At 71.4% G+C, this 23,036-nt stretch carries 23 protein-coding genes and 1 pseudogene; 19 read left to right on the plus strand and 5 right to left on the minus strand.

The window, feature by feature from the left end; all coding sequences use genetic code 11:
* Window positions 1-40: 40 nt before the first annotated feature.
* Window positions 41-279, plus strand: a pseudogene (locus ACN9M0_RS35900) (IS630 family transposase); the annotation flags it as partial.
* 178 nt (window positions 280-457) lie between these two features.
* On the opposite strand, the gene ACN9M0_RS35905 reads toward ACN9M0_RS35900, so the two are convergent.
* Window positions 458-1,102 (minus strand): L,D-transpeptidase, encoded by a 645-nt coding sequence (locus ACN9M0_RS35905; RefSeq protein ID WP_426404954.1) that lies wholly within the window; start codon window positions 1,100-1,102, stop codon window positions 458-460.
* A 149-nt stretch (window positions 1,103-1,251) separates the two neighbouring features.
* Between ACN9M0_RS35905 and ACN9M0_RS35910 the strand changes: the two genes are divergently transcribed.
* Both ACN9M0_RS35910 and ACN9M0_RS35915 read left to right on the plus strand, forming a co-directional pair.
* Window positions 1,252-1,914, plus strand: a complete 663-nt coding sequence (locus ACN9M0_RS35910) for an AfsR/SARP family transcriptional regulator (RefSeq protein ID WP_426404955.1) — start codon at window positions 1,252-1,254, stop codon at window positions 1,912-1,914.
* Window positions 1,915-1,936: 22 nt separating this feature from the next.
* Entirely contained in the window at window positions 1,937-3,259 is a 1,323-nt protein-coding gene (locus ACN9M0_RS35915) for an NB-ARC domain-containing protein (protein WP_426404956.1), read from the plus strand.
* Between the two features lie 412 nt (window positions 3,260-3,671).
* Here ACN9M0_RS35915 and ACN9M0_RS35920 read toward each other — a convergent pair whose 3' ends face one another.
* Entirely contained in the window at window positions 3,672-4,631 is a 960-nt protein-coding gene (locus tag ACN9M0_RS35920) for a helix-turn-helix domain-containing protein (RefSeq protein ID WP_426404957.1), read from the minus strand.
* 9 nt (window positions 4,632-4,640) lie between these two features.
* Window positions 4,641-4,931, minus strand: a complete 291-nt coding sequence (locus ACN9M0_RS35925; protein WP_426404958.1) for an alpha/beta hydrolase fold domain-containing protein — start codon at window positions 4,929-4,931, stop codon at window positions 4,641-4,643.
* A gap of 659 nt (window positions 4,932-5,590) precedes the next feature.
* On the opposite strand from ACN9M0_RS35925, the gene ACN9M0_RS35930 reads away from it, so the two are divergent.
* The 16 genes from ACN9M0_RS35930 to ACN9M0_RS36005 all read left to right on the plus strand — a co-directional run bounded on the left by ACN9M0_RS35930 (window position 5,591) and on the right by ACN9M0_RS36005 (window position 20,510).
* Entirely contained in the window at window positions 5,591-6,253 is a 663-nt protein-coding gene (locus tag ACN9M0_RS35930; protein ID WP_366042729.1) for a hydrolase, read from the plus strand.
* Window positions 6,254-6,258: 5 nt separating this feature from the next.
* Window positions 6,259-6,780, plus strand: coding sequence for a DoxX family membrane protein (locus ACN9M0_RS35935; RefSeq protein ID WP_426404959.1), 522 nt, complete (start codon window positions 6,259-6,261; stop codon window positions 6,778-6,780).
* Between the two features lie 82 nt (window positions 6,781-6,862).
* Complete coding sequence (locus ACN9M0_RS35940; protein WP_366042731.1) at window positions 6,863-7,447, plus strand: Dps family protein; 585 nt, start codon at window positions 6,863-6,865, stop codon at window positions 7,445-7,447.
* Complete coding sequence (locus ACN9M0_RS35945; protein ID WP_426404960.1) at window positions 7,447-8,874, plus strand: dihydrolipoyl dehydrogenase family protein; 1,428 nt, start codon at window positions 7,447-7,449, stop codon at window positions 8,872-8,874. Before ACN9M0_RS35940 ends, ACN9M0_RS35945 begins: the two co-directional genes overlap by 1 nt.
* Window positions 8,875-8,939: 65 nt before the next feature.
* A complete protein-coding gene (locus ACN9M0_RS35950; RefSeq protein ID WP_426404961.1) occupies window positions 8,940-9,095 on the plus strand; it encodes a hypothetical protein in 156 nt (51 codons plus the stop codon).
* The gene (locus tag ACN9M0_RS35955; protein WP_426404962.1) at window positions 9,092-9,460 is read left to right on the plus strand and encodes an alpha/beta fold hydrolase; all 369 of its coding nucleotides are present in this window, start codon (window positions 9,092-9,094) and stop codon (window positions 9,458-9,460) included. Before ACN9M0_RS35950 ends, ACN9M0_RS35955 begins: the two co-directional genes overlap by 4 nt.
* Window positions 9,461-9,495: 35 nt before the next feature.
* On the plus strand, window positions 9,496-10,449 hold the full coding sequence (locus ACN9M0_RS35960) for an alpha/beta hydrolase (RefSeq protein ID WP_426404963.1): 954 nt from the start codon (window positions 9,496-9,498) through the stop codon (window positions 10,447-10,449).
* Window positions 10,450-10,487: 38 nt separating this feature from the next.
* Entirely contained in the window at window positions 10,488-12,353 is a 1,866-nt protein-coding gene (locus ACN9M0_RS35965) for an amidohydrolase (protein ID WP_426404964.1), read from the plus strand.
* Window positions 12,354-12,369: 16 nt separating this feature from the next.
* Window positions 12,370-13,134, plus strand: a complete 765-nt coding sequence (locus tag ACN9M0_RS35970) for an acetate uptake transporter family protein (protein WP_426404965.1) — start codon at window positions 12,370-12,372, stop codon at window positions 13,132-13,134.
* A gap of 43 nt (window positions 13,135-13,177) precedes the next feature.
* Window positions 13,178-13,504, plus strand: coding sequence for a GNAT family N-acetyltransferase (locus tag ACN9M0_RS35975; RefSeq protein ID WP_426404966.1), 327 nt, complete (start codon window positions 13,178-13,180; stop codon window positions 13,502-13,504).
* Between the two features lie 50 nt (window positions 13,505-13,554).
* The gene (locus ACN9M0_RS35980; protein ID WP_366042740.1) at window positions 13,555-14,280 is read left to right on the plus strand and encodes an alpha/beta fold hydrolase; all 726 of its coding nucleotides are present in this window, start codon (window positions 13,555-13,557) and stop codon (window positions 14,278-14,280) included.
* 83 nt (window positions 14,281-14,363) lie between these two features.
* The gene (locus ACN9M0_RS35985; protein ID WP_366042786.1) at window positions 14,364-16,676 is read left to right on the plus strand and encodes a helix-turn-helix domain-containing protein; all 2,313 of its coding nucleotides are present in this window, start codon (window positions 14,364-14,366) and stop codon (window positions 16,674-16,676) included.
* Between the two features lie 320 nt (window positions 16,677-16,996).
* On the plus strand, window positions 16,997-17,833 hold the full coding sequence (locus ACN9M0_RS35990) for an alpha/beta fold hydrolase (protein WP_366042787.1): 837 nt from the start codon (window positions 16,997-16,999) through the stop codon (window positions 17,831-17,833).
* Between the two features lie 221 nt (window positions 17,834-18,054).
* The gene (locus ACN9M0_RS35995; RefSeq protein ID WP_366042789.1) at window positions 18,055-19,140 is read left to right on the plus strand and encodes an LLM class flavin-dependent oxidoreductase; all 1,086 of its coding nucleotides are present in this window, start codon (window positions 18,055-18,057) and stop codon (window positions 19,138-19,140) included.
* Window positions 19,137-19,757, plus strand: a complete 621-nt coding sequence (locus tag ACN9M0_RS36000; protein WP_366042791.1) for an FMN reductase — start codon at window positions 19,137-19,139, stop codon at window positions 19,755-19,757. The genes ACN9M0_RS35995 and ACN9M0_RS36000 overlap by 4 nt, the downstream gene beginning before the upstream one ends.
* 84 nt (window positions 19,758-19,841) lie before the next feature.
* A complete protein-coding gene (locus ACN9M0_RS36005) occupies window positions 19,842-20,510 on the plus strand; it encodes a DUF4232 domain-containing protein (RefSeq protein ID WP_426404967.1) in 669 nt (222 codons plus the stop codon).
* Window positions 20,511-20,586: 76 nt separating this feature from the next.
* On the opposite strand, the gene ACN9M0_RS36010 is transcribed toward ACN9M0_RS36005, so the two are convergent.
* Together ACN9M0_RS36010 and ACN9M0_RS36015 are read right to left on the minus strand one after the other, a co-directional pair.
* A complete protein-coding gene (locus ACN9M0_RS36010; RefSeq protein ID WP_426404968.1) occupies window positions 20,587-21,501 on the minus strand; it encodes an alpha/beta hydrolase in 915 nt (304 codons plus the stop codon).
* Between the two features lie 74 nt (window positions 21,502-21,575).
* A complete protein-coding gene (locus ACN9M0_RS36015; protein ID WP_426404969.1) occupies window positions 21,576-22,607 on the minus strand; it encodes a helix-turn-helix domain-containing protein in 1,032 nt (343 codons plus the stop codon).
* Window positions 22,608-23,036 lie beyond the last annotated feature (429 nt).

Here is a 23,036-nt window from a genome sequence, read left to right on the forward strand (position 1 = left end):
GGTGGTCGCGACGGCTGGATGTGCGGTGACGTCCGATCCGATCGCTGGAGGCGCGGAGGCTGAGCCTGTCCGTGTACGCGGACTGACCGACCAGGAGGGGCAGAAGCTGCAGCAGATCGTGCGCCGGGGCAGCACGAGTTCGGTGCGCTACCGGCGCGCGATGATGCTGCTCGCCTCGGCAGGCGGGAACCGGATGCCGGTGATCGCCCAGCTGGTCCAGGCCGACGAGGACACCGCGCGCGATTGATCCACCGGTTCAACGAGATCGGCCTGACCTGCGGCGGGGTCGGCCATGGCGGGCAGGGCCGCGACGGCCGTGAGCGACGATGCGAGGGCGACGGAGGCCAGGAGCCTGGTGGGCTTCATGCGCTGTGGTTCCTTCCGGATGTCCGGGTTGCCGGATGGGTGCACGGGGCCGGACAGGGCGACGTCGCCCTGTCCGGGGTTGCGGTGGCGCTCAGTTGACGACCTTCAGCTGCTTCGGCCAGCCGTGCTTGTCGGCGAGGCGGAACAGCGCCTGGATGTCCTTGGGCGAGAGCTTGGTGCAGCCCAGGGAGTAGTAGTCCCCGGGTCCGTCCCAGCGGTACGGGTTGTCGCCCTTCGTCTGCCTGTCCTGCTTGCCGTTCGAGAGCATCTCGCTGTGGATGAAGAGCGCGTCGCGCACGACCTTGCGCTCCTTGCCCTGCGGCTTGCACCACTTGTTCGAGAGGGGGATGGCGTACCCGTTGATGCCCTTGGGGCCGCCCGCCTTCCTCTTCGTCTGGATCCCGACGTTGTACGTCCCGGTCGGCAGCCACCCCGCGTTCTTGGCGCATTCCCTCGTGCTGCCGTTGCCGGATCCGGCCCGGAAGTCACCGATCTTCTGGTCCTTGCCCGGCCGGCTCTTCATGTAGTACAGCCGCGACTTGGTGGGGTCGGACCAGTTCTTGTCGAAGAGGAAGTAGTACTGGCTGGTCTTGCCCGCGGCTGCGTTCGCCACGGCGGGTGCGGCGGCGGCCCCCACACCGGCCGGTGCCGGCGCCGCCTGGGTGGCCGGTGCGACGGCCATGGCGCCGCCTGCCAGCAGGACGCCCGTCAGGGCCGCGCTCGTGAGTCGGTTCATCGTTCTGCTCCTCCAGGTCTCGGAATCCCCCGTGCTCGGGGGAGCAGTTCGATCCTGGATGGCTGACCCTGCGCGAACCTTGGCGAATTCCTGGCCCGCAGGTCACGCTGCGCGCTGGATAGCATGTGCGGCCGGGGGAGGAGAAAAGGATGGGCACTGAGTTAGGCGTGCTCGGCTCCGTCGAGGCACATTCGTCGGGCAAGCCGGTCGACCTCGGTCCGGCCCGCCAGCGGTGCGTCCTCGCGGTTCTGATCGTCGAGGCCAACCGTCACGTCCCGGTGGACGAACTCACCTACCGGGTCTGGGGGCACAGCCCTCCAGGTGATCCCCGTGGCGGCCTGTACAGCTACCTTTCCCGATTACGCCGCGTCCTCGACGGAGCCCAGGACGTGAGCCTCGACCGGCAGGCGGGCGGCTACCTCCTGACCGTGGATCCGGGAGCCGTGGATCTGCACCGGTTCCGGGACCTGGTCGCGCGGGCGCGTGCCGCCGCCGACAAGGTCACCGCCGCGGCGCTGTTCGACGGCGCGCTCGGACTGTGGCGGGGACCGGCGTTCGGCACGCTTGACACTCCCTGGCTGAGCGATCTGCGCAGCGTCCTGTCCCAGGAGCGGGTCACGGCCCAACTCGACTTCAACGAAATTCAGTTGAGTCGCGGTCGCCACGCCGAACTGATCGCGGGGCTCATCGCGTTGGCGGCCCACCCGTTGGACGAGCGCCTCGCCGGCCAGTACATGCTCGCCCTGTACCGAAGCGGCCGCCCCTCCAGCGCGCTCGGCGTCTACCAGGAGATCCACGACAGACTGGCATGAACTCCGCGGTCTGGACGCCCTGGTGAGCGCCGACGGCGACGGGGAAGCCCCCCTCGGCATCGCTGCGATCACCGGCACGGGAGGAGTCGGTAAGACCTGTCTGGCCCTGCGGTGGGCCCACGACAACCTGGACAGGTTTCCTGACGGGCACCTCTATGCCAACCTCCGCGGCTTCGATGCGTGCGGCCGCCCCACACCCCCGGACGAGGTGCTCCGCGCCTTTCTCGAAGCGCTCGGCATACAACCGGGCGCGATCCCGGCCAGCGCCGATGCGCAGGCCGGTCTGTACCGCACCCTGACATCGGGCCGCAGGATGCTGATCCTGCTCGACAACGCCCACGACACCGACCAGGTGCTGCCCCTGCTGCCGGGCGGCTCCTCTTGCGCCGTGCTCGTCACCAGACGTCGGCAGCTCACCGGGCTGACGTGCTCACACGGCGCTCGGCCGGTTGCCCTTGGCGCCCTGACGCCCGACGAGGCCTGGCGGTTGCTCACGCGTCAGTGGGGACCCGAGCGAGTCGGCGCCGCCCCCCGGGACACGGCCCGCATCCTGGACCGCTGCGCCGGTCTGCCGCTGGCTCTCAGCATTCTGGCCGCCCGCGCCGCGGCCAACCCCTCCTTTCCACTCCAGGCCCTGGCATCGGAACTGGACGTCGCCCGGGAGAACCTCGACGCCTTCGACGGCGGAGACCGGTCGGCCGACCTGCGGGCCGTCTTCTCCTGGTCGTACGTGGCACTCGACGCCGGCCCGCGCCGGCTCTTCCGGCTGCTCGGGACGCACCCTGGGCCGGACATCGCCACCCCCGCCGCGGCCGCCGTGGCGGGCCTCGGCACGCGAGAGACACGGTTCCTGCTGGCCGAACTCGTCCGTGCTCACCTGGTGTCGGAACAGACTCCCGGCCGCTACACACTCCACGACCTGCTATGCGACTACGCCGTCGGACTGTCCGCCGACCAACCCGAAACGCCCCAGGCCCTCCTGCGCGGTGCCGACCACTACCTGCACACGGCGCACGCCTGCGACCGGCTGCTGTGGCCGCACCGCGACCCGATCACCCTGGCCGCCGTGGCCCCCGGCGCGACACCCGTGCGGCACGCGGACGACCGTGAGGCACTGCGGTGGTTCGAGACCGAGCACGCGGTGCTCGCTGGCGATGGTCGAGCAGGCGCACCGGGGCGGACTGCTCCGCCACACGTGTCAGCTGGCCTGGACGCTGAGCACGTACTACGGCCGACGGGGCAAATGGCACGACATGATCGCCACCCAGACGGCCGCACTCGAGGCGGCGACCACTCTCGGCGATCTCTCCGAACAGGCCCGGGCCCACCGGGAACTCGGCTGTGACTACAACGAGGTCGGCAGCCATGACGAAGCGGACGGTCATCTCGCGCGTGCTCCGGCAAGCACCCTGATCGCGGGTGGCGAACGCAGGCCCATACCTGCCCGTGAGGTGCCCCGACGGGCGCGGCCGGGGGAGGCCGACTGGTACTCCTGACCGTGTCGGGTCGCCCGGCACGGAGCGTGTGAGCCGACGTTCTGCCGTCGCAGACGACTGTGGCGGGACGCGCCGTGGGCTGACCGCCACGGAGCGTGTGCCGGTGACACGCCTGCGCAGCGCCCGAGGGCAGGTGTCACGCAACCGGATCCGCCAGGCAGGCCGCGATGGCGATCCGCTCACCCGACCGGGCTCACGGACCCGGCCGGGGCGGCCGGCCCGACCGTTCGACGCGGCCCGACGGAGCGTCGCCTCGGTGGTTCACACGCCGCGCGTGCCGGACAGCCAGTCCCGGGGCGACATCCCGTACGCGGTGCGAAAGGCCCGACTGAAGTGGGACGGGTTCACGAAGCCCCAGCGCTGAGCCACCGCCGAGACGGTAGGTGCGGACCTCGACTGCCTGGACAGCTCCCGTCGGCACGTCTCCAGGCGCTCGCGATGGATCCAACGGCTCACCGTGGTTCCCTCCGCCTCGAAGATCTTGTGCACATACCGGACGGACATGTGGTGTGCGCCCGCGATCATCTCCGGAGAGAGACCCGGATCGGCCAGGTGCCGCAGGATGTACTCCTTGATTCGGGCCAGCATCCCGCGGGCCACGTCCGACGCGTGAGGGTTCAGTAGCCCCTGTCGCTCGCGCACCAGCACCCTCAGCAGATCGACGGCGGTCATCGCGAGTTGCCGGCCAGTGTACGGGTCGAACCCGGCCGCCTGGTCCGCCAGACGTTCCAGATGGCCGGCGACCACTCCGGACGTGCCGCAGCGGCTGTCGAAGACGGTCCCTGTGATCGCCCGCAGTTCGGTGTCCGTCACGGCCAGCACGTCCTTCGGCACCCGGATCGATGTGAACCGGAAGTTCTCCGGCTGTTCCCTGCCGTAGGGTCGGCCGGCGTCGGAGCAGGTGAAGGTACCGGGGCGGACCAGGGCCTGGCGCCCGTCCTGGGTGAGCCGCCCGGTTCCCTGGTGCTGGAGCGTGATGGTCATGTACTCGGCTCCGCCCCTGGAGATCAGGGGGGCGTGGCGCGACACGCGCGCCGGGCCGGCCTCGACCACCGAGATCTGGAGGGGGCCGAGAGTATCGACGGTGATCGTCCCCGTTGCGGGCTCGCGCTCGTGCAGCGTGACGTCCATCGGAACCAAGGTGTCGGAGACGATGCTCTGCCAGTAGTCGGCCCGCTCGGACGGAGGCAGCGGCAGGACGGAGAGTACAACGGACATCATGACCTCTTGTCATGGTCGTGCGGACGCTCCCTGAAGAGCGTCGGAACAGCAGGAAATCCCAGTCTCGAACCATCCGCCGTCGTCGTCATCAGTCACCCGACTGGTGCTCGACGGGCTGTTGCGCAGTGCGGTCAGTGACACGAAGTCGTGGACCGTGCCCTGGAATCGAGCCGCGATCGCGGCGACACCGGCCCGGAGCAGCCGGTCCGCGTACTCCTCCGCCTCGTCCCCGGCGACGTCGGCTTCCGCCGTGACGACCAGTGCCCGGCGGCAGTCCCGCGAGTGCGGCCGTACTCGCACGCAGCGGGGCGGCAGTCGGCTCGTCCCGCTGCCGGGGGTCTACCGCTGAGCGGCTCCCGCGCAGTCCCCGGCGACCGCGAGCCGGTCGGTGTCGAGCCCGAGCCACTCGCCCTTTCCTACCGACCAGGTCAACAGGCCCTAACACTCTTCGAGGGCGACCGGATAGCGGCTCTCGGGCGTGCGACTGTACTCGGGAACGACGGCGGCGACACCCACTTGGCGCACCAGCTCACTGATGAGCCAGGCGTGCCTATGCCCGTCGCCCAGCATCCGGCGCCCCCGTGGACATAGAGCAGGGTGGGGAGCCGGCCCGTGGCTTCGGCCGGCCGCACGACCCAGAAGCCCACCGGGCCGGTGGGCACATCGTCGTCGACGAGGGCCGCCGCGTGGTGCATCAGGAGCGTCACGCGGTCGTCGGCCGCTCGCGGACGTGGCCCCGGCCACCCGGCGGGCGTGGTCGAACAGGCGGGGCAACCCCGCTGGGCCCGGCGAACCGCCGACCCCCGGCGCGTTTCGGGCTTTGCGCGGGTAGTGCGCTCTCGTGCCAACTCCTGGGCACGGGGAGAAAAGTCGGTCGGTCGGACCGGTCGTAGTTTTTCGGGTGTGCCGAGCCGCGAAACGCGGACGGCACGGTACCGACTGCTCCGAAAGGACCCCTCATGTTCGACATCGCCAAGGTGCAGGCCGCCCCGAGCGCGGACCTGCTCACGCCCGACAACGCCGTCATGCTCTTCGTGGACCACCAGCCGCAGATGTTCTTCGGCACCGGCAGCGGCGACCGTACGGCGATCATCAACAGCACCGTGGGCCTCGCCAAGGCGGCCCGCGCCTTCGACGTGCCGACCGTCCTGACCACGGTGGCCGCCGAGTCGTTCTCCGGCCCCCTGCTGCCGCAGCTCGCCGAGGTGTTCCCCAAGAACGAGGTCATCGACCGTACGACGATGAACGCCTGGGAGGACGAGGCGCTCGTGGCGGCGGTCAAGGCGACCGGGCGCAAGAAGATCATCCTGTCGGGTCTGTGGACCGAGGTCTGCCTGGTGCTGCCCGCCCTCTCGGCGCTGGAGCAGGGGTACGAGGTGTACGTGGTCTCCGACGCCTCCGGTGGCGTCAGCCCGGCCGCCCACGAGCACGCGCTGCAGCGGATGATCGCCGCCGGCGCGGTCCCCGTGACCTGGGTCCAGGTCCTCCTGGAGCTGCAGCGTGACTGGGCGCGCCAGGAGTCGTACGGCGCGGTCATGGAGATCGTCAAGGCCCACGCGGGTGCGTACGGCCTGGGTGTCGTGTACGCGCAGAGCGTCATCGGCGCGCACGCGGCCGGCTGAGCCCTGTGGACACCGGCATTCTGATCCTGCGTCTGCTGGTGGGACTGCTCGTCGCCGGCCACGGTGTGCAGAAGGTCAGCCGGCACCTGGGCGGCAAGGGACTCGAGGGCGGTGCCGAGGAGTTCCGTGGTGACGGCTTCCGCGGCGGTGCCCTCACCGCCCTGGCGGCGGGCGGCGGTCAGATCGGCTCGGGCTTGCTGCTCGCCGCCGGCCTCCTGACCCCGCTCGCCGCCACTGGCGCCATCGGGGTCATGACGGTCGCGCTCACCGTGAAGTGGCGCCACGGGCTCTGGGTGCAGAACGACGGGTACGAGTACCCGCTCGTCCTCATCGGCACCGCCGCCGCCATCGCCGCCACCGGCCCCGGCGCCTGGTCCCTCGACGCGGTCCTCGGCCTCACGCCGTACCCGCTGTGGTGGGCCGCCCCCGCGCTCGTGGCCGGTCTCGGCAGCGGGCTCCTCACCCGGCTCGTCCTGCACCGGCGGGCGCCGGCGGCGCCGCAGACCGCCGCCCGCGGCGAGCGCTGACCGCGAGCCACACAGACCGGGTCCGGCCGCTCCGCGCCCCCCGACCGGACGGCCGGGCCCTCCCACCTTCCAGGAGAACTCGATGGAAACCAACATCACCGCACCCCCGCACGGCGGTGGCCAGCCGCTGCTGCACCAGAAGGGCGCCGAGACCCAGGCGTTCGGCACGCTCAAGCAGCTGCCGATCGGCCTCGGCCACGACACCCGCATGTACGCCTGCCAGCGGCTGAACCGCGTACTCGCCGACACGCAGATCCTGTACTCCCTCTACAAGAAGCACCACTGGCTCATGCGCGGGGCGACCTTCTACTCGCTCCACCTCATGCTCGACAAGCACGCGGAGGCCCAACTGGCCATCGTGGACGCCCTGGCCGAGCGGATCCAGAGCCTCGGCGGCGTCGCCGTCGGAGACCCGCGTCACGTCGCGGAGCTGACGTCGATCCCCCGGCCGCCGGACGGCGTCGAGCCGGTGCCCGTCATGCTGTCGCGGCTCCTCGACGCGCACGAGCGGATCCTGATCGACGCCCGGGACGCCGCCGCCCGGATCTCGGCGGAGGGCGACGAGGGCAGCACCGACCTGCTCGTCTCCGACGTCGTCCGCACCGGCGAGGCGCAGGTGTGGTTCCTGGCCGAACACCTGGTGGACACCCCTCTGGTGCACGGCTGATGGAGGACACGTACGACGTCGTCGTGGTCGGCGGCGGGCCGGGCGGCGAGGTCGCCGCCGACCGAGTCGTCCGGTCGGGTCTTACCGCCGTCGTCGTCGAGGCCGAGGCGGTCGGCGGCGAGTGCTCCTACCGTGCCTGCGTGCCGAGCAAGGCCCTGCTGCGTCCCGGCGCGGCCCGGGAAGCCGCGCGGTCGGTCGACGGGGCCCGGCAGGCGGTCACGGCGGCGCTCGACCCGGCGCGGGTGCTGGCCCGCCGCGACCGGTTCACCGGGCGCGGTGACGACACCGGCCAGGTCGACTGGCTGAGCAGCGCCGCCATACCCCTCGTACGAGGGCACGGCCGGCTCGCCGGAGAGCGCCGGGTGGAGGTGACCGGCGCCGACGGCACGGTCCGCACCCTGCGGGCCAGGCTCGCGGTCGTCCTCAGCCCGGGCACGGAACCCGCGCTGCCGCCGGTCGAAGGGCTCGACCGGATCGGTGTGTGGACCAACCGGCAGGCCACCACGGCAGACGCGGTGCCCGAGCGGCTCGTCGTCATCGGCGGGGGAGTGGTGGCGTGCGAGATGGCCACCGCGTGGCGCTCCCTCGGCGCCTCCGTCACCCTGCTCGTCCGCGACCAGGCCCTGCTGACCGGCTGGGAGCCGTGTGCCGGAGAAGAGGTCACCCGCGGTCTGACCGCTCTGGGCGTCACGATCCGCTTCGGGGTCTCGGCGACCCGGGTCGCCCGTGACGAGAACACCCGCGCCGTGACCGTGGAGACCGACGACGGCGCCACCCTCGTCTGCGACGAGGTGCTTGCCGCTGTCGGCCGTCGCCCGCGTACTGCAGACCTCGGCCTGGAGACCGTCGGGCTGCCGGCCGGCGGCGGGCTCCCGGTCGACGACACGTGCCGCGTCACCGCCCTCGCCGGGGACTGGCTCTACGCCGTCGGCGACGTGAACCACCGTGCCCCGCTGACCCACATGGCCAAGTACCAGGCCCGCGCCTGCGCCGCGGCGATCGCCGAGCGGGCCGCGGGCCGCCCCGCCGACACCGGCCGCCGGCAGGCCTGGAGCGCGGAGGCCGATCGCATCGCCGTCCCGCAGGCCGTGTTCACCCATCCCGAGATCGCGAGCGTCGGTCTCACCGAACGCGCGGCACGCGAGGCGGGGATCGCCGTACGCGCGGTGGAGTACCGGATCGACGACGTCGCGGGAGCCGCGCTGTACGCGGACGACTACCGCGGTCACGCCAAACTCGTCGTCGACGAGACGCGGGGCGTCGTCGTCGGCTGCACGCTCACCGGCCCGATGGCGACGGAGCTCATCCACACGGCCACCGTCGCCATCGTGGGAGAAGTCCCGCTCGAACGTCTGTGGCACGCCGTCCCCTCCTTCCCAACGGTCAGTGAGGTCTGGCTGCGGCTGCTTGAGGCGTACGGCCTGTGAGGCGGCCGCCGGCCGCACCGCCGACCCACACAAGCACCCGACAAGCACCTGACAAGGACCCGCCGATGCTTCCCAGGAAGCGCACCCTCACGCTCGCCCTCGCCCTGCCCGCGACGCTGGCCACCCTGATCGGCGCCGCACCCACGACCAGCTCGCCTGCCGCAGGCACCGACCGGCACGCGCCGCCAAGTGTCCCGGCTCCACCCTCGGCGAGACGGTGAACCCGCAGCCGTACCCGCTGCCCGGCGGTGGCACCGGCACCGAACTCGTCATCGACCAGGCCGCGTACCACCGTCAGTTCGCCGCCGACGTCCCCGCCGCCGACGCGGCGGTCATGGCCGCCACCCAGCGCCCGGTCGCCACCGCCGCGCTGGAGGAGAAGGCCGGGGAAGCGGCGTGGAAGACGATCCCGTCCTGGGCGCTCATCGCCACCGCCGACAAGAACATCCCGCCGGCCGCGGAGCGGTGGATGGCGCGGCGCGCCGGCTCCCACACCACCGAGGTGAACGCGTCGCATGCCGTGGCCGTCTCCCGCCCGGCGGAGGTCACCGACGTGATCCTCGACGCCGCGCGTGCCACCCGCTGAGCACCCACCCGTACGTCCCACCAAGGAGAACCCTCATGCCGAACACACCGACTCTCGAACCCGCCGCCCGGGCCTTCGCCGACGCCACCGCCCAGCCGCCGTACCTGTACCAGATCCCCGTCGCGGACGGCCGCAAGGCCGTGGACGGCGTCCAGAGCGGCGAAGGCGTCCCGCTGCCCGCCGTCGACGAGGAATGGGTCACCGTCCACGGTGGCCCGGCCGGCGACGTCCGTGCCCGGATCGTCCGCCCGCGCGGCGCCACCGGCCCGCTCCCCGTGATCCTCTACATCCACGGCGCCGGCTGGGTCTTCGGCAACGCGCACACCCACGACCGGCTCGTCCGCGAACTCGCCGTCGGCACCCGTGCGGCCGTCGTCTTCCCCGAGTACGACCTCTCGCCCGAGGCCCGCTACCCCGTCGCCATCGAGCAGAACTACAGCGTCGCCCAGTGGATCGCCCGCGAGGGACACCACAAGGACCTCGACGGCACCCGGATAGCCGTAGCGGGCGATTCGGTCGGCGGCAACATGACCGCCGCCCTCACCCTCATGGCCAAGCAGCGCGGCGACGTCCGCCTCACCCACCAGGTCCTCTTCTACCCGGTCACCGACGCGAGCTTCGACACGAACTCGTACCACGCCTTCGCCGAGGGCTACTTCCTGCGCCGCGACGCCATGAAGTGGTTCTGGGACCAGTACACGACCGAGGAGGCCGAGCGCGCGCAGATCACCGCCTCGCCGCTGCGTGCCACCACCGAGCAGCTCACGGGCTTGCCGCCCGCCCTGGTCATCACCGCGGAGGCCGACGTCCTGCGCGACGAGGGCGAGGCGTACGCGGCGAAGCTCCGCGCCGCTGGAGTCCCCGTCACCGCCCTTCGCGTGCAGGGGGTCATTCACGACTTCGTCATGCTGAACGCGCTGCGCGAGACGCAGGGCGCGGAACTCGCCATCGGTCTCGCCGTCGACACCCTGCGCAAGGCCCTCGCATGACCGGGCCGTCGACTCGCATGGACGGCCCGTCTCCGAGCATGCCCGTCGCAGGCCTTGTGCCTGCCCCGCGCCAGGCACACGCGCAGGCCGACCTCCTCGTCCGCAACGCGAAGGTGTTCACCGGCGACCCCGACCGTCCCGAGGCCCGCGCCGTCGCGATCCGCGACGGCCGGGTCGCGGCCCTCGGCGACGACCACGACCTCGCCCACCTGGTCGGGCCGGGCACGAAGGTCGTCGACGCGCTCGGCCGCCGGGTGATCCCCGGCCTGAACGACTCGCACCTGCACGTCATCAGGGGCGGCCTGAACTACGTCCTGGAACTGCGCTGGGACGGGGTGCGCAGCCTCCGCCACGCCCTTGCCATGCTGTGCGAGCAGGCCGGTCGCACCCCCAAGGGGCAGTGGATCCGGGTCGTCGGCGGCTGGACCGCCGAGCAGTTCGCCGAGCGCAGGATGCCGACCGTCGCCGAGCTGAACGCCGCCGCCCCCGACACCCCGGTGTTCGTCCTGCACCTGTACCAGTCGGCCCTGATGAACCGGGCAGCGGTGCGGGCCGCCGGATTCACCCGCGACACCCCTGACCCGCGCGGCGGCCACATCGTACGCGGAAGGGACGGCGAACCCAACGGCGTCCTCCTCGCGGCGCCCAGCGCCCTCATCCTCTACTCGACCCTGGCCAAGGCACCGGCCCTCGACGAGGCGGACAAGCGCACATCGACCCGTCACTTCCTGCGTGAGCTGAACCGCTTCGGACTGACCTCCGCGGTCGACGCCGCGGGCGGGTTCCAGAACTTCCCCGACAACTACGCCACGGTCGTCGACCTCGCCAGGTCGGGGGAGCTGTCCCTGCGGATCGCCTACCACCTCTTCCCGCAGACGGCCGGGCAGGAGCTCGCCGACCTGAAGCGCTGGACCGAGATGGTCAAGCCCGGTGACGGGGACGAGTGGCTCCGGCTCAACGGCGCGGGCGAGAACCTCACCTGGGCCGCCGCCGACTTCGAGAACTTCTCCGAACCCCGGCCCGAACTCGCCGAGGGATACGAGGCCGAGTTCGAGAAGGCGGTCCGGCTCCTGATGGAGAACGGCTGGGGCTTCCGGCTCCACGCGACGTACGACGAGACGATCCGCCGCGACCTGGCCGTCTTCGAGAAGCTCGCCGCGGAAGGGCTCTTCCCCGGCGGGAACCGCTGGCTCTTCGACCACGCCGAGACCGTCTCCGCCGACAGCCTCGACCGGATCGCCGCCCTCGGCGGCGCCGTATCCGTCCAGAACCGCATGTCCTTCCAGGGCGCCGCCTTCCGTGACCGCTACGGCGCCGAGGCCGCCGCCCACACCCCGCCGGTCCGGGCCATGCTCGACCGGGGCCTCACCGTCGCCGCAGGGACCGACGCCACCCGCGTCTCCTCGTACAACCCGTGGGTCGCACTCCACTGGCTGATCACCGGACGCACCGTCGGTGGCACCGCGCTGCACCCGGCCGGCAACCGGATCGACCGCGAGACCGCCCTCGACCTCTACACGCGCGGCGGAGCCCGGCTCACCGGCGAGCAGGACGTCAAGGGAAGCCTGCGGGAAGGGTGGTACGGCGACCTCGCGATCCTGTCCGACGACTTCCTGACCGTGTCCGAGGACGCCATCCCCGAGATCGAGTCCGTGCTGACCGTCGTCGGCGGCCGCATCGTCTACGCGACCGCGGAGTACGAAGGGCTCGACGAGGCCGTCCCGCCGGTCAGTCCGGAGTGGAGCCCGGTGGCCCACTTCGGCGGCTATCAGAGCGGTGCACGCCAGGCGTCGCTCGTGGCCGAGGCCGTCGCCGAGTCCGAGCAGCACCGTCTTTGGCGCGTCGCCCGTGGCTCCACTCCCGACACGCCTCCGCCGTTCCTCGACCCCTGCTTCCAGCACTGAACGAGAGATCCCCACGATGAGTACTGACTCCGCCTCCGTCGGCGGCGCCGACGACGGTCCGGACAGCCGGAGGGACGCCAAGCCTGTCTCCGGGCCGGACGCCGGCCCGGGGCGCCGCTTCGAGCCGGACCTCCGGTCGATGACCCGGATCAACCTGCGCCCCATCGCCTCACCCATGCCGCTGGGCTTCTTCACGGTGGCGATCGCCTCCGTGATGACGGGATGCATGCAGCTCGGGCTCTTCGAGGCCTCGGCCCGCGGCGCTGTCGCCCTGTGCGTACTGCCCGCCTTCGCCCTGCAGTTCCTGGTGAGCATCCTGGCCTTCGGCGCCCGTGACGTGATCGCGGCGACGCTCATGGCCGTCTTCGCCGGCAGCTGGCTGGCCTACGCACTCGTCATGTTCAGCGGCGCGGCCGACGGCCTGCGCGTGCTGGGCGTCTTCAACCTGGCGCTCCTCTGTTTCGGGGCGCTGATGACCGCCGTGACCCGGCCCAAGCGCGCGCTGTGGCTCGTCCTGGCGGTCTCCCTGCCCCGCTGGGCCGCCACCGGCCTGTCGGGTCTCACCGGCGCCGAATGGCTCACGCGCACGTCCGGGGTCCTCGGACTCCTGGTGGCGCTCGTCGCGATGTACGCCGCGTTCGCCCTGATGTTGGAGGACATGCGCAGCGAGGAGGTCCTGCCCATCGGCCGCAGTGGCCCCGCCCACGCCGCCGTGGAGGGCGACCTCGCGGTCCAGCTCCGCAACCTGGAACGCCAGGCGGGCGTGCGCCGCACGCTCTGAACACCACCGACACCCTGTACACCGCAAACGCACAGGAGCATCCATGGAACCGCAGGTAGTGGACCGCCCCGAGAAGTCCCGGTACGAGATCCTCGCCGGTGACGACGGCACGGAGACCGCGGGCTTCGCCGAGTACTTCCTCTCGGAGGACGAGTCGGAGGGCGAGATCGCGTTCATCCACACCGAGATCGATCCGCGCTTCGCAGGCCGGGGCCTGGGCGGGCTGCTCGCCCAGGGAGCCCTCGACGACGCCCGTGCACGCGGGCTGCATGTCCTGCCGTACTGCCCCTTCATCCGGGGGTGGATCCGCAAGCACGCCGAGTACACCGACCTGGTGCCCGAGACGCGGCGCGCACGGTTCGGCCTCTGAAGCACGGCGATTCGCCTTCCACCCCCACCCACGCCCCGAGGAGTTCCCGCATGTCCCGACATGCCCGCCCCACCGTCGTGCTGGTCCACGGCGCCTTCGCCGACGCCTCCAGCTACGCCAGTGTCATCCCCGAACTGACCGCCGCCGGCCTGAAGGTGGTGGTCCCGGCAGTGCCCAACCGCAGCCTCGTCGACGACGCCGCCTACATCGCCTCGGTCGTACGTGCCGTCGACGGCCCCGTGATCCTCGTGGGGCACTCCTACGGCGGCGCCGTCATCACCCTCGCCGGCACGGAGGACAACGTCCGCGCGCTGGTCTACCTGGCCGGATACGCCTTGGAGGAGGGCGAGAGCCTCGGCGAGCTGCAGGGGCGCTTCCCCGACTCCGGCCTCGCCGACGCGCTCGTGTACACGCCGTTCCCCGTACCGGGCTCCGACGAGACCGGCACCGACGTCTCGGTGGAGGTCGGGAAGTTCCCCGCTCTGTTCGCCGCGGACGTCGACCCCGAGCTCGCCGCGGTGCTCGCCGTCTCCCAGCGGCCTCTGGCCGCACGGGCCTTCGCGGAGGCGGCGCCCGTCGCCGCGTGGAAGACCAAGCCCTCGTGGGGCCTGGTCGCGTCCTCCGACCGAACGATCAACCCCGATGTGGAGCGCTACGGCTACGAGCGTGCCGGCATGACGATCGTCGAGGTCGACTCCTCGCACCTGGTCATGCTCGCCCGGCCGAAGGCCGTGGCCGAACTGATCCAGAACGCGGTCCGGTCCACCGCCCACTGACCTGGTGCCGGACTGGGGGACCGTGCCGAGCCCACCCCTCGGGGTGGGCTCGGCACGGCGTTTGGTGCCGTTGGCCTGCACCTTTGCCAGACCTGGCACGCCGTATCCTTTCCTCGGGGTGGGAGGAAAGAGGCGTTGTGTTCGGGGAGAAGTCGTTCGGTGCCGTTCTACGTGGTCTGCGGCAGCGGGGCCGTTTGACGATGGAGGAGTTGGCCGAGGCGTCGGGTGTGAGTGTCCGCGCCATCGGCGACATGGAGCGGGGGCGCAGTCGTGTTCCGCAGCGACGCACGGTGGTGGCACTGGCGGAGGGGCTTGGACTTGAGGACGCGGAGCGGGAGGCGCTGCTGGCGGCGGCGCGGGCGCCGCGTCCGACGCGTGCGGTAGCAGTCGCGGGGACGGCTGTGCCGCCGCGATCGGTGGGCGACTTCACGGGGCGCGAACCGGAGCTGGCGCTCCTGCGGGAGGCGGCGGACCGGTCCCGTGCCGGCGGGGAGGTGTCCGTGTGGGTCGTCTCGGGTCCTCCGGGGTGCGGGAAGACGACGCTGGCGCTGAAGGCGGCGGCGGATCTGGCGGAGGAGTTCCCCGACGGGTGTTTCGTGGTGGACCTGCACGGGGTGGAAGGCCCCGTGGATACGGGCGAGGCGCTGCTGAAGCTGCTGAAGGCCCTCGGCGTGTCGGACGGCAGGCTGGTGCGCGAGGACGCACAGGGCCGCGCCGGGCTGCTGAGGGCGCTGCTGGGCGACCGTCGGTGCCTGGTGGTCCTGGACAACGCCCGCGACGAGGGGCAGGTCCGTGAGCTGCTGCCCGCGGGCGGGCGGAGTCTGGTGCTGGTCACCAGCCGGCGGCCCCTGACCGGGCTTGAGGACGTCGACCGCCTGGCGCTGAGGGAGATGGCGCGGGACGAGGCGGTCGCTCTGCTGCGCCGGATCCTGGGCGAGGAGCGGGCGGACGCGGAAGCCGAGGCCGTGGGGCGCGTGGTGGAGCTGTGCGGGCGACTGCCGTTGGCCTTGCGGGTGGCGGGAAACTGGCTGACGGTCCGCTCGGGATGGACCGTCGGCCACCTGGTCCGGCGCCTGGCGGACGAAGAGCGCCGGTTGGGTGCGCTCGCCGCCGGCGACGTGCGGGTGGAGGCGGCGTTCGAACTGTCCTACCGTCAGCTGACGGCCCAGGCCGCGCGGATGCTGCGGCTGTTGAGTCTGGTTCCTGGGCCGGACATGACCGCTGCCTACGGTGCCGCTCTGACCGCGACTGGTGTCTTCGACGCCGAGGACGTGATGGAGGAGCTGGTCGAGGCCGGGCTGCTGCAGGCCACCTTCACCGGCCGCTATCAGCTGCACGACCTGCTGCGGCTGTTCGCCCGAGCCCGGCTCTCCCGCGAGGAGGAACACGGCGAGCGGGAAGCGGCCGACGACCGGCTGCGCGCCTGGCTGCTTGAGACGGCGGTGGTCGCCGGCCGCTGGTACAAGCCCAAACACGGTGCGCCGCAGGTGTCCTGGCAGGGCCTGACCCCGCTGGAGAGCGCCGAAGAGGCCCGTGCCTGGCTTCAGAACGAAGCCCCCTCCTGGCTCGCGGCGCTGCGCGGCGCCGCCCACCGCGGTGAGCACACCCAGGTCGTGGAGACCGCCCATGCCATGGAGTGGTTCTGTGACCTGTGGGTCTACTGGGGGCACTGGCCCGAAGTCTTCTGGTTGGCCGCCGAGTCCGCTGCCGCACTTGACGACCCGTACATGCGGGCCTTCCATCTCAACTGCTACTCCTGGGCCCTGAACACGTGCGAGCGCCGTTTCCGCGAGGCCATCGAATGGGCCGACGAGGCGCTGGAACACGCCCGCCGCGCACAGGACGTCCACCAGCAGACCTCGGCACTGATGCTCGGGGCAAGCGCGCACTTTCAACTCGGCGAGGCCCAGGCGGTCGCGGACAGATCTCTCGCCTCCGTCCGTCTGTCGGAAGACACCGGTCATTACGAGGTCTGGCCCCAAGCGACGCGCCTCTACGGAACCTCCTTGCGCCTCCTGGGCCGCGCCGAGGAAGCCCTGACCCAGCACCAGCGCGTCATCACCTTCCTCGACGCGCCCGACTGTCCGGTGAGCGGGCACGTCGCCGACATATTCCGTACTCACGCGACCCAGGCACTCGGTGTCGACTACGCCGCGCTGGGGCAGTGGCGGGAGGCGGCCGACCATTTTCGCCGTGCCCAGGCGGAGTCGAGTCGTATCGGCATTTCCCACAGGGAGGCCGAGCAGCTCCTCCATCTGGCTGAGGCCCTGATCGAACTAGGAGAGACCGAGGAAGCCCGCTACTGCCTGCACCAGGTCCTTGCTCTCGGCGACGCGGCCGACGACAAGGAGCTGAAGGCCGCACAGAAGCTCCTGGACACGCTCCCCGCCGAGTGAACGGCCCACCGGGGCGCCGGAGACTCCGCCGCGGTGCCGGTGCAGGCGACGCGCACGGTGTCCAGGGCCCGGACGAGGGCGGCGTGGGCGGCGGCCGTGTCGCGGAGCGGATCGAGCACCATGAAGCCGTGGATCGTCCCGGGGCAGCGCATGGAGAGCAGTCGCCGTCCGGCACGCCCAGCATGCGGCGGAACGCTGCACGCATGGGCAAGACGCAGTGCGTGGCGCGACAACAGGTGGCGCTTCCCCGGTCGTAGCGTGGCGGCATTCCGTACCGCGCCGAGGCGCGGACCAGCCCCTTCGAATCGAGGAGACACCCCATGCCGTACATCACCGTGGGCCAGGAGAACACCACCCCCATCGAGCTTTACTACGAGGACCACGGCGCCGGGCAGGCGGTCGTGCTCATCCACGGCTTCCCGCTCGACGGCCACTCCTGGGAGCGCCAGAGCGCCGCGCTGCTCGACGCCGGCTACCGCGTGATCACGTACGACCGGCGCGGCTTCGGCCAGTCCTCCCAGCCGACGACCGGCTACGACTACGACACCTTCGCGGCCGACCTGAACACCGTGATGGAGACCCTCGACCTGAACGACGCCGTCCTCGTCGGCTTCTCCATGGGCACCGGCGAGGTCGCCCGCTACGTGTCCACGTACGGCTCCGCCCGCGTCGCCAAGGTCGCCTTCCTGGCCTCCCTGGAGCCCTGCCTGCTCAAGACCGACGACAACCCGGACGGCGTCGCCCCCAAGGAGTTCTTCGACGGAGTCGTCGCCGCCGTCAAGGCCGACCGCTACGCCTACTACACTGCCTTCTTCAACGACTTCTACAACCTCGACGAGAACCTGGGCACCCGTATCAGCGAGGAGGCCGTCCGCAACAGCTGGAACACCGCGGCCCGCGGCGGCTCCTTCGCCGCGTCCGCCGCGCCTGCGACCTGGTACACCGACTTCCGCGCCGACATCCCGGCCGTCGACGTGCCCGCCCTGATCCTGCACGGCACGGCCGACCGCATCCTGCCCGCCGAGAACACCGCCCGCCCCTTCCACAAGGCGCTGCCCTCCGCCGACTACGTCGAGATCGAGGGTGCCCCGCACGGCCTGCTGTGGACGCACGCGGAAGAGGTCAACGAGGCTCTCCTGGCCTTCCTGCGGAAGTAGCCATCATCGGTCCGTCGCCCTTTCCAACGAGAGGGAGGGCCCGCATGCGCACCTGCCCGTCCGGTCGTCCGGACGGGCAGGTGCCTTTTCCGCGGGCGGTCCCCACCGAGGTCCGGGCCGGGCGCTGAGGGACAAGACCCCTTGCGCGCAGGAGCATGACGGCCACCTGGAAGAGCCTAGATTTCGGGAAACAGCACCTGTGTACGAGTAAAGAGGCGTATATGCAGTTCGGAGTCTTTTCCGTGGGGGACGTGACCCCCGACCCGACCCATGGCCGTACCCCTTCGGAGCGGGAGCGCATCAAGGCGATGATCGCCATCGCGCTGAAGGCGGAGGAGGTCGGACTCGACGTGTTCGCGACCGGCGAGCACCACAATCCACCGTTCGTGCCGTCCTCGCCCACCACGATGCTCGGGTACATCGCCGCCCGCACCGAGAAGCTGATCCTGTCCACCGCCACGACGCTCATCACCACCAACGACCCGGTGAAGATCGCCGAGGACTACGGGATGCTCCAGCACGTGGCCGACGGGCGTGTGGACCTGATGATGGGCCGCGGCAACACCGGGCCGGTCTACCCCTGGTTCGGGCAGGACATCCGGCAGGGTGTCAACCTCGCGAGGGAGAACTACGCGCTGCTGCGCCGGCTGTGGCGCGAGGACGTCGTGGACTGGGAGGGCAAGTTCCGCACTCCGCTGCAGGGGTTCACGTCCACGCCGCGTCCGCTGGACGGGGTCCCGCCGTTCGTCTGGCACGGCTCGATCCGGTCTCCGGAGATCGCCGAGCAGGCCGCCTTCTACGGCGACGGCTTCTTCCACAACAACATCTTCTGGCCGGCCGACCACACTAGGCGGATGGTCCAGCTGTACCGGCGGCGGTACGCGTTCCACGGCCACGGTCGGGCGGAGGACGCCATCGTCGGCCTCGGGGGACAGGTCTTCATGCGGAAGAACTCCCAGGACGCGGTACGGGAGTTCCGCCCGTACTTCGACAACGCGCCGGTCTACGGGCACGGCCCGTCGCTGGAGGAGTTCACCGAGCAGACCCCGCTGACGGTCGGTTCCCCCCAGCAGGTGATCGAGCGGACGCTGTCCTTCAGGGAGACGGTCGGCGACTACCAGCGGCAGCTGTTCCTGATGGACCACGCCGGCCTGCCGCTGAAGACCGTTCTGGAACAGCTCGACATCCTCGGTGAGGAAGTGGTGCCCGTATTGCGGAAGGAGTTCGCCGTCGGCCGCCCGGCCGACGTGCCGGACGCCCCCACCCACGAGTCCCTGCGCGCAGCCCGGGAAGGGGTCGTGGCATGAAGCTGGTCACCGTGTCCGCGGGGCTGAGCACCCCGTCCTCCACCCGTCTGCTCGCCGACCGTCTCGCCGAGTCCGTCCGCGACGACCTCGGAACCCAGGGGCACGAGGTGGAAGTGGAGGTCATCGAGCTCCGTGAGCTCGCCCTGGCTGTCGCCAACAACCTCGTGACCGGGTTTCCCGCGTCGCAACTCGCCTACGCCATCGACGCGGTGACGGGAGCGGACGGCCTGATCGCCGTGACCCCCGTGTTCACCGCCTCCTACAGCGGGCTGTTCAAGTCCTTCTTCGACCTGATCGATCCGGCCGCCCTGACGGGCAAGCCGGTCCTCGTCGCGGCGACCGGAGGAACGGCCCGCCACTCCCTGGTCCTGGAGCACGCGCTGCGCCCGCTCTTCGCCTACCTGAGGGCGGCCGTGGTGCCCACCGCGGTCTACGCGGCCTCGGAGGACTGGGGGGCCGGCGGCGACGAGTACACCGACGGCCTGCCCGCCCGCATACGGAGGGCGGGCGCCGAGCTCGCCGTGCTGATGGCCGCCCGTCCGCCCGCGGAGGCGGAGGCGCCCGAGGACGAAGTGACCGCGCTGGAGCGTCAGCTCTCCGACCTCCGGTTCGACTGACGCCCCCCCCGCAGCGCGCGTACTCGGGCCGGTTCGACGGCACGAGTACGCGCGCTGCGGCACCACTCCCCTTTGGAAAGCGATATGACCCACAGACCGCTCCTCCCCGGCGTCCTTCTCGGATGCGCCTTGCTGGCCGGCTGCGTCGGTCGGAACACCGACGGCACGGCGGGGGGCAGCCCGCCTGCGGCCGGCACTTCGTCGCCAACGGCGAGCCCCACCGTTCCCGGGGCTGCCCACGACGAACGCTCCGGCGAATCCGACGCGCCGGCCTCGACTCCGTCCCATGGAGCCGGTACGGCGTCGGCGAGCCCCGCCTCACCCGCGACAGCCCGCCGCTGCCGCACCTCTGAACTGAAGGCGTCCCTCGGCCCCGACCGCCCTGGAGCCGGTCAGTCGAACTTCGCCCTCGTGCTGACCAACGCCTCCCGCCGGCCCTGCACGATCCACGGCTTCCCCGGAGTGGCGTTCGTCAACGGCGAAGGCGAGGCGGTCACACCGGATCCCGAACGGGGCGCCGGTGAGGAGCCCCAGACCGTGACGCTCGCTCCTGGAGCCAGCGTCTGGTCGGCGTTGACGTACGCCAACCCGGCCCTCACCGGCGTCACCACTGTGACCCCCGAAGCTCTGCGCGTCACGCCGTCCGACGAGACGGAATGGATCTCGGTCCGCTGGACCGGTGGCCGGGTCTCCAACACGGGCAAGGCGTCGGTGCCCCGACTGAGCCCCTTCCGAGCGGGAGACGGCGCTTGACGCTCAGCCGTCGACGTGGGTGAGGCCGGTCGCGGTGCAACGGGTGCGCGCGACCCGCTCGGGCCGGGCGGCGGCTTCAGTGGGGCCGGCCGCGACGGCTGTGCAGAGCCGTGTGCACGATGTCGAGCGTCTGGGTGAGCGCGGCCCGGGCGGAGCTCGTGTGATGGAGCTGGTCGAGGACCATGAAACCGTGGATCGTACCCAGGTACCGCACCGCGACCACCTCCACGCCTGCCGCGCGGAGCTTGGCCGCGTACGCCTCGCCCTCGTCCCGGACGACGTCGGCTTCACCGGTGACCACCAGAGCGGGCGGGAGGCCGGCGAGTTGCTCCGGCGTCGCCCGTAACGGCGAGGCGGTGGCCAGGCCGCGCCGCCGCACATCGGGGACGTACCGGTCCCAGAACCGGAGCAGGGCGTCGCGACCGACGCCGTAACCCTCGGCGAACTCCCGGTGGGAGGGCGCGTCGAGTCCGGCATCCGTGACGGGACACAACAGCACCTGCTGTACCAGCCGCACCTTGCCCCGTTCCTTCGCGAGGAGGGTCAGCGCCGCCACCAGATTGCCGCCCGTCGAATAGCCCACGGCGGCCATCCGGCTTCCGTCCAGCCCGATCTCGCCACCCCGCTCCGCGAGCCATCTCGCGACGGCGTAGCACTGCTCGACGGCGACCGGGCAAGGAGCCTGGTGTGCGCTCGCGTGGTGGACCAGGACGACGGCCGCGTCCGTGCCCAGCGCGAACGCGTGCACCAGGCGCCCGGTGTGGGGCGCCCGAGGCGACGTACGGACACCGGCATCCTCCAGGACGCCGCCCAGGCCGCGCAGGAACAGGACGACGGGCATCGGCCCCGTGACACCCACGGGCCTGATCACCTCTACCCGTACGTGACCGGTGGCGCCGCCAGGCAGCGCGAACCACTCCGTGAACGTGCCGTTCTCGTCGAGATCGGAGTCCGCCCGCTCAGGCGGCGGTTCGAGAGGGTACGGCGCCAAGGAGAGGGAGCACCGATCCACGAACTCCTGGGTGGGACGGTCGAGGACCGGACGGGGGCGAGGCGAGGGGGCGTTCACTTGCTCTCCAGCTGGGAACCGCTGAGGTGTCCCGTGCGGTCGGTCACCGGGGCCGGCGCCGTGAAGCCCTGGCGCTGGGGGGTGTGCAGTGCGCGCCACTCGCGAGGGGGGACGCCGTAGGCGGCGCGGAACACCCTGCTGAAGTGGGCGGGGCTGGTGAAGCCCCACCGGTGGGCGACCGCCGCCACGGTGGGGGTCGCCCTGCCGCGGCGTGCCAGTTCCCGGCTGCATTCCTCCAGGCGTCGTCGCTGGATGAGTCGGCAGACGGTGGTCTCCTCGCCTTCGAAGAGGCGGTGGAGGTAGCGCACCGACATGCCGTGTGCCTGGGCGATGCTCTCCGGCGACAGGTCCGGGGCACCCAGATTGCGCTCGATGTGCTCGCGGACCCGCGACAGCAGGGCCTCGCCGCCGGTGTTCGGATCCGTGCCGTTCGGTCGCGTCCGCTCGGTGATCAGGGTGCTGAGCAGGTCGACGAAGTCGTCGGCCAGCCTGTGCCCGAGGAGTGGGGGGTGGCCGCCGGCCAGGGAGGCGAGCGCGGACAGGAAGAGGAAGAGCATCGCCCCGACGCCGCCGCTCGTGGCGATGGGGCTGCCCGTGATCCGGCGGATGTCGCTGTCCGGCACGGCCACGCTGCGCCGGGGCAACTGGAAGACGTGCGTGGCGAACCGCTGTGGGTAGTCGAAGGAGTACGGCCGTGCCGTCTCGTACACCACCAGGTCGCCTTCGCTCATTTCCGCCATCCGGCCGTCCTGCACGAAGGTGGCCGTGCCCGACACCTGGACCCCGACCGCCACCAGTGCCTCGGACGACGGGGTGATGAGCGCCGGTGTGCGGCTGACCCGCTTCGCGTCGGCTTCAACGGTCGAGACCTGGAGGTACCCGATGCGGTGGGTGGCGATTCTGCCGTCGAACGGTCCGGTGCTCCGAGGAGTCACGGACATCGGCACGAGCGTCCTGCTCACCACCTCGTTCCAATACGCCACCTTCTCCCGGTCGGGCACGGAGTCGGTCGACAGCACCACGCTCACGTGGGCCTCCCTTCGGGACAGGTCATGAGGACGTCTGCGAGGAGGCTCGAGGGGCAGTGCTTCTCCAAGAAGCGGGGCAGAAGCCGACAGGGCCGGTCGGCACCGTGTCGACGACGCGGGCCGTGTATTGCTGCTCTGACCTGCGGTTTCTCGCTCGCAGGAACAGTCAAACAGTCGTTGGACAGGGGGCCCAGGCAGAAGTACAGGCAGAAGTTTCTGCCCGTTGGCCCCGATGGCGCCTCTATCGACGGGCGCCGCGGCCTCCCCGTTCCACCGTCCCCCGAGCGGGGGCAGTGGACGATCTCCGGCCGGGCCGGCGGCCGGCATGGTGCACCAGGAAGGTCCCGCCCGCTGCGCGCCGGAAGGGGCGCACTGGCGGAGCGGGACCTCGGTCGATCCATCCGTACGGCCGACAGGATCTGCCTGCCG

Source organism: Streptomyces sp. R-07 (genome assembly GCF_049913175.1).
In the GTDB taxonomy this organism is placed as follows: Bacteria; Actinomycetota; Actinomycetes; order Streptomycetales; family Streptomycetaceae; genus Streptomyces.

Coding starts and splice junctions, on each gene's coding strand:
- ACN9M0_RS35905 (WP_426404954.1), bottom strand. CDS start 1,102: ATGAACCGACTCACGAGCGCGGCCCTGACGGGCGTCCTGCTGGCAGGC.
- ACN9M0_RS35910 (WP_426404955.1), top strand. CDS start 1,252: ATGGGCACTGAGTTAGGCGTGCTCGGCTCCGTCGAGGCACATTCGTCG.
- ACN9M0_RS35920 (WP_426404957.1), bottom strand. CDS start 4,631: ATGATGTCCGTTGTACTCTCCGTCCTGCCGCTGCCTCCGTCCGAGCGG.
- ACN9M0_RS35930 (WP_366042729.1), top strand. CDS start 5,591: ATGTTCGACATCGCCAAGGTGCAGGCCGCCCCGAGCGCGGACCTGCTC.
- ACN9M0_RS35940 (WP_366042731.1), top strand. CDS start 6,863: ATGGAAACCAACATCACCGCACCCCCGCACGGCGGTGGCCAGCCGCTG.
- ACN9M0_RS35945 (WP_426404960.1), top strand. CDS start 7,447: ATGGAGGACACGTACGACGTCGTCGTGGTCGGCGGCGGGCCGGGCGGC.
- ACN9M0_RS35950 (WP_426404961.1), top strand. CDS start 8,940: ATGCTTCCCAGGAAGCGCACCCTCACGCTCGCCCTCGCCCTGCCCGCG.
- ACN9M0_RS35960 (WP_426404963.1), top strand. CDS start 9,496: ATGCCGAACACACCGACTCTCGAACCCGCCGCCCGGGCCTTCGCCGAC.
- ACN9M0_RS35965 (WP_426404964.1), top strand. CDS start 10,488: ATGCCCGTCGCAGGCCTTGTGCCTGCCCCGCGCCAGGCACACGCGCAG.
- ACN9M0_RS35970 (WP_426404965.1), top strand. CDS start 12,370: ATGAGTACTGACTCCGCCTCCGTCGGCGGCGCCGACGACGGTCCGGAC.
- ACN9M0_RS35975 (WP_426404966.1), top strand. CDS start 13,178: ATGGAACCGCAGGTAGTGGACCGCCCCGAGAAGTCCCGGTACGAGATC.
- ACN9M0_RS35980 (WP_366042740.1), top strand. CDS start 13,555: ATGTCCCGACATGCCCGCCCCACCGTCGTGCTGGTCCACGGCGCCTTC.
- ACN9M0_RS35990 (WP_366042787.1), top strand. CDS start 16,997: ATGCCGTACATCACCGTGGGCCAGGAGAACACCACCCCCATCGAGCTT.
- ACN9M0_RS35995 (WP_366042789.1), top strand. CDS start 18,055: ATGCAGTTCGGAGTCTTTTCCGTGGGGGACGTGACCCCCGACCCGACC.
- ACN9M0_RS36000 (WP_366042791.1), top strand. CDS start 19,137: ATGAAGCTGGTCACCGTGTCCGCGGGGCTGAGCACCCCGTCCTCCACC.
- ACN9M0_RS36005 (WP_426404967.1), top strand. CDS start 19,842: ATGACCCACAGACCGCTCCTCCCCGGCGTCCTTCTCGGATGCGCCTTG.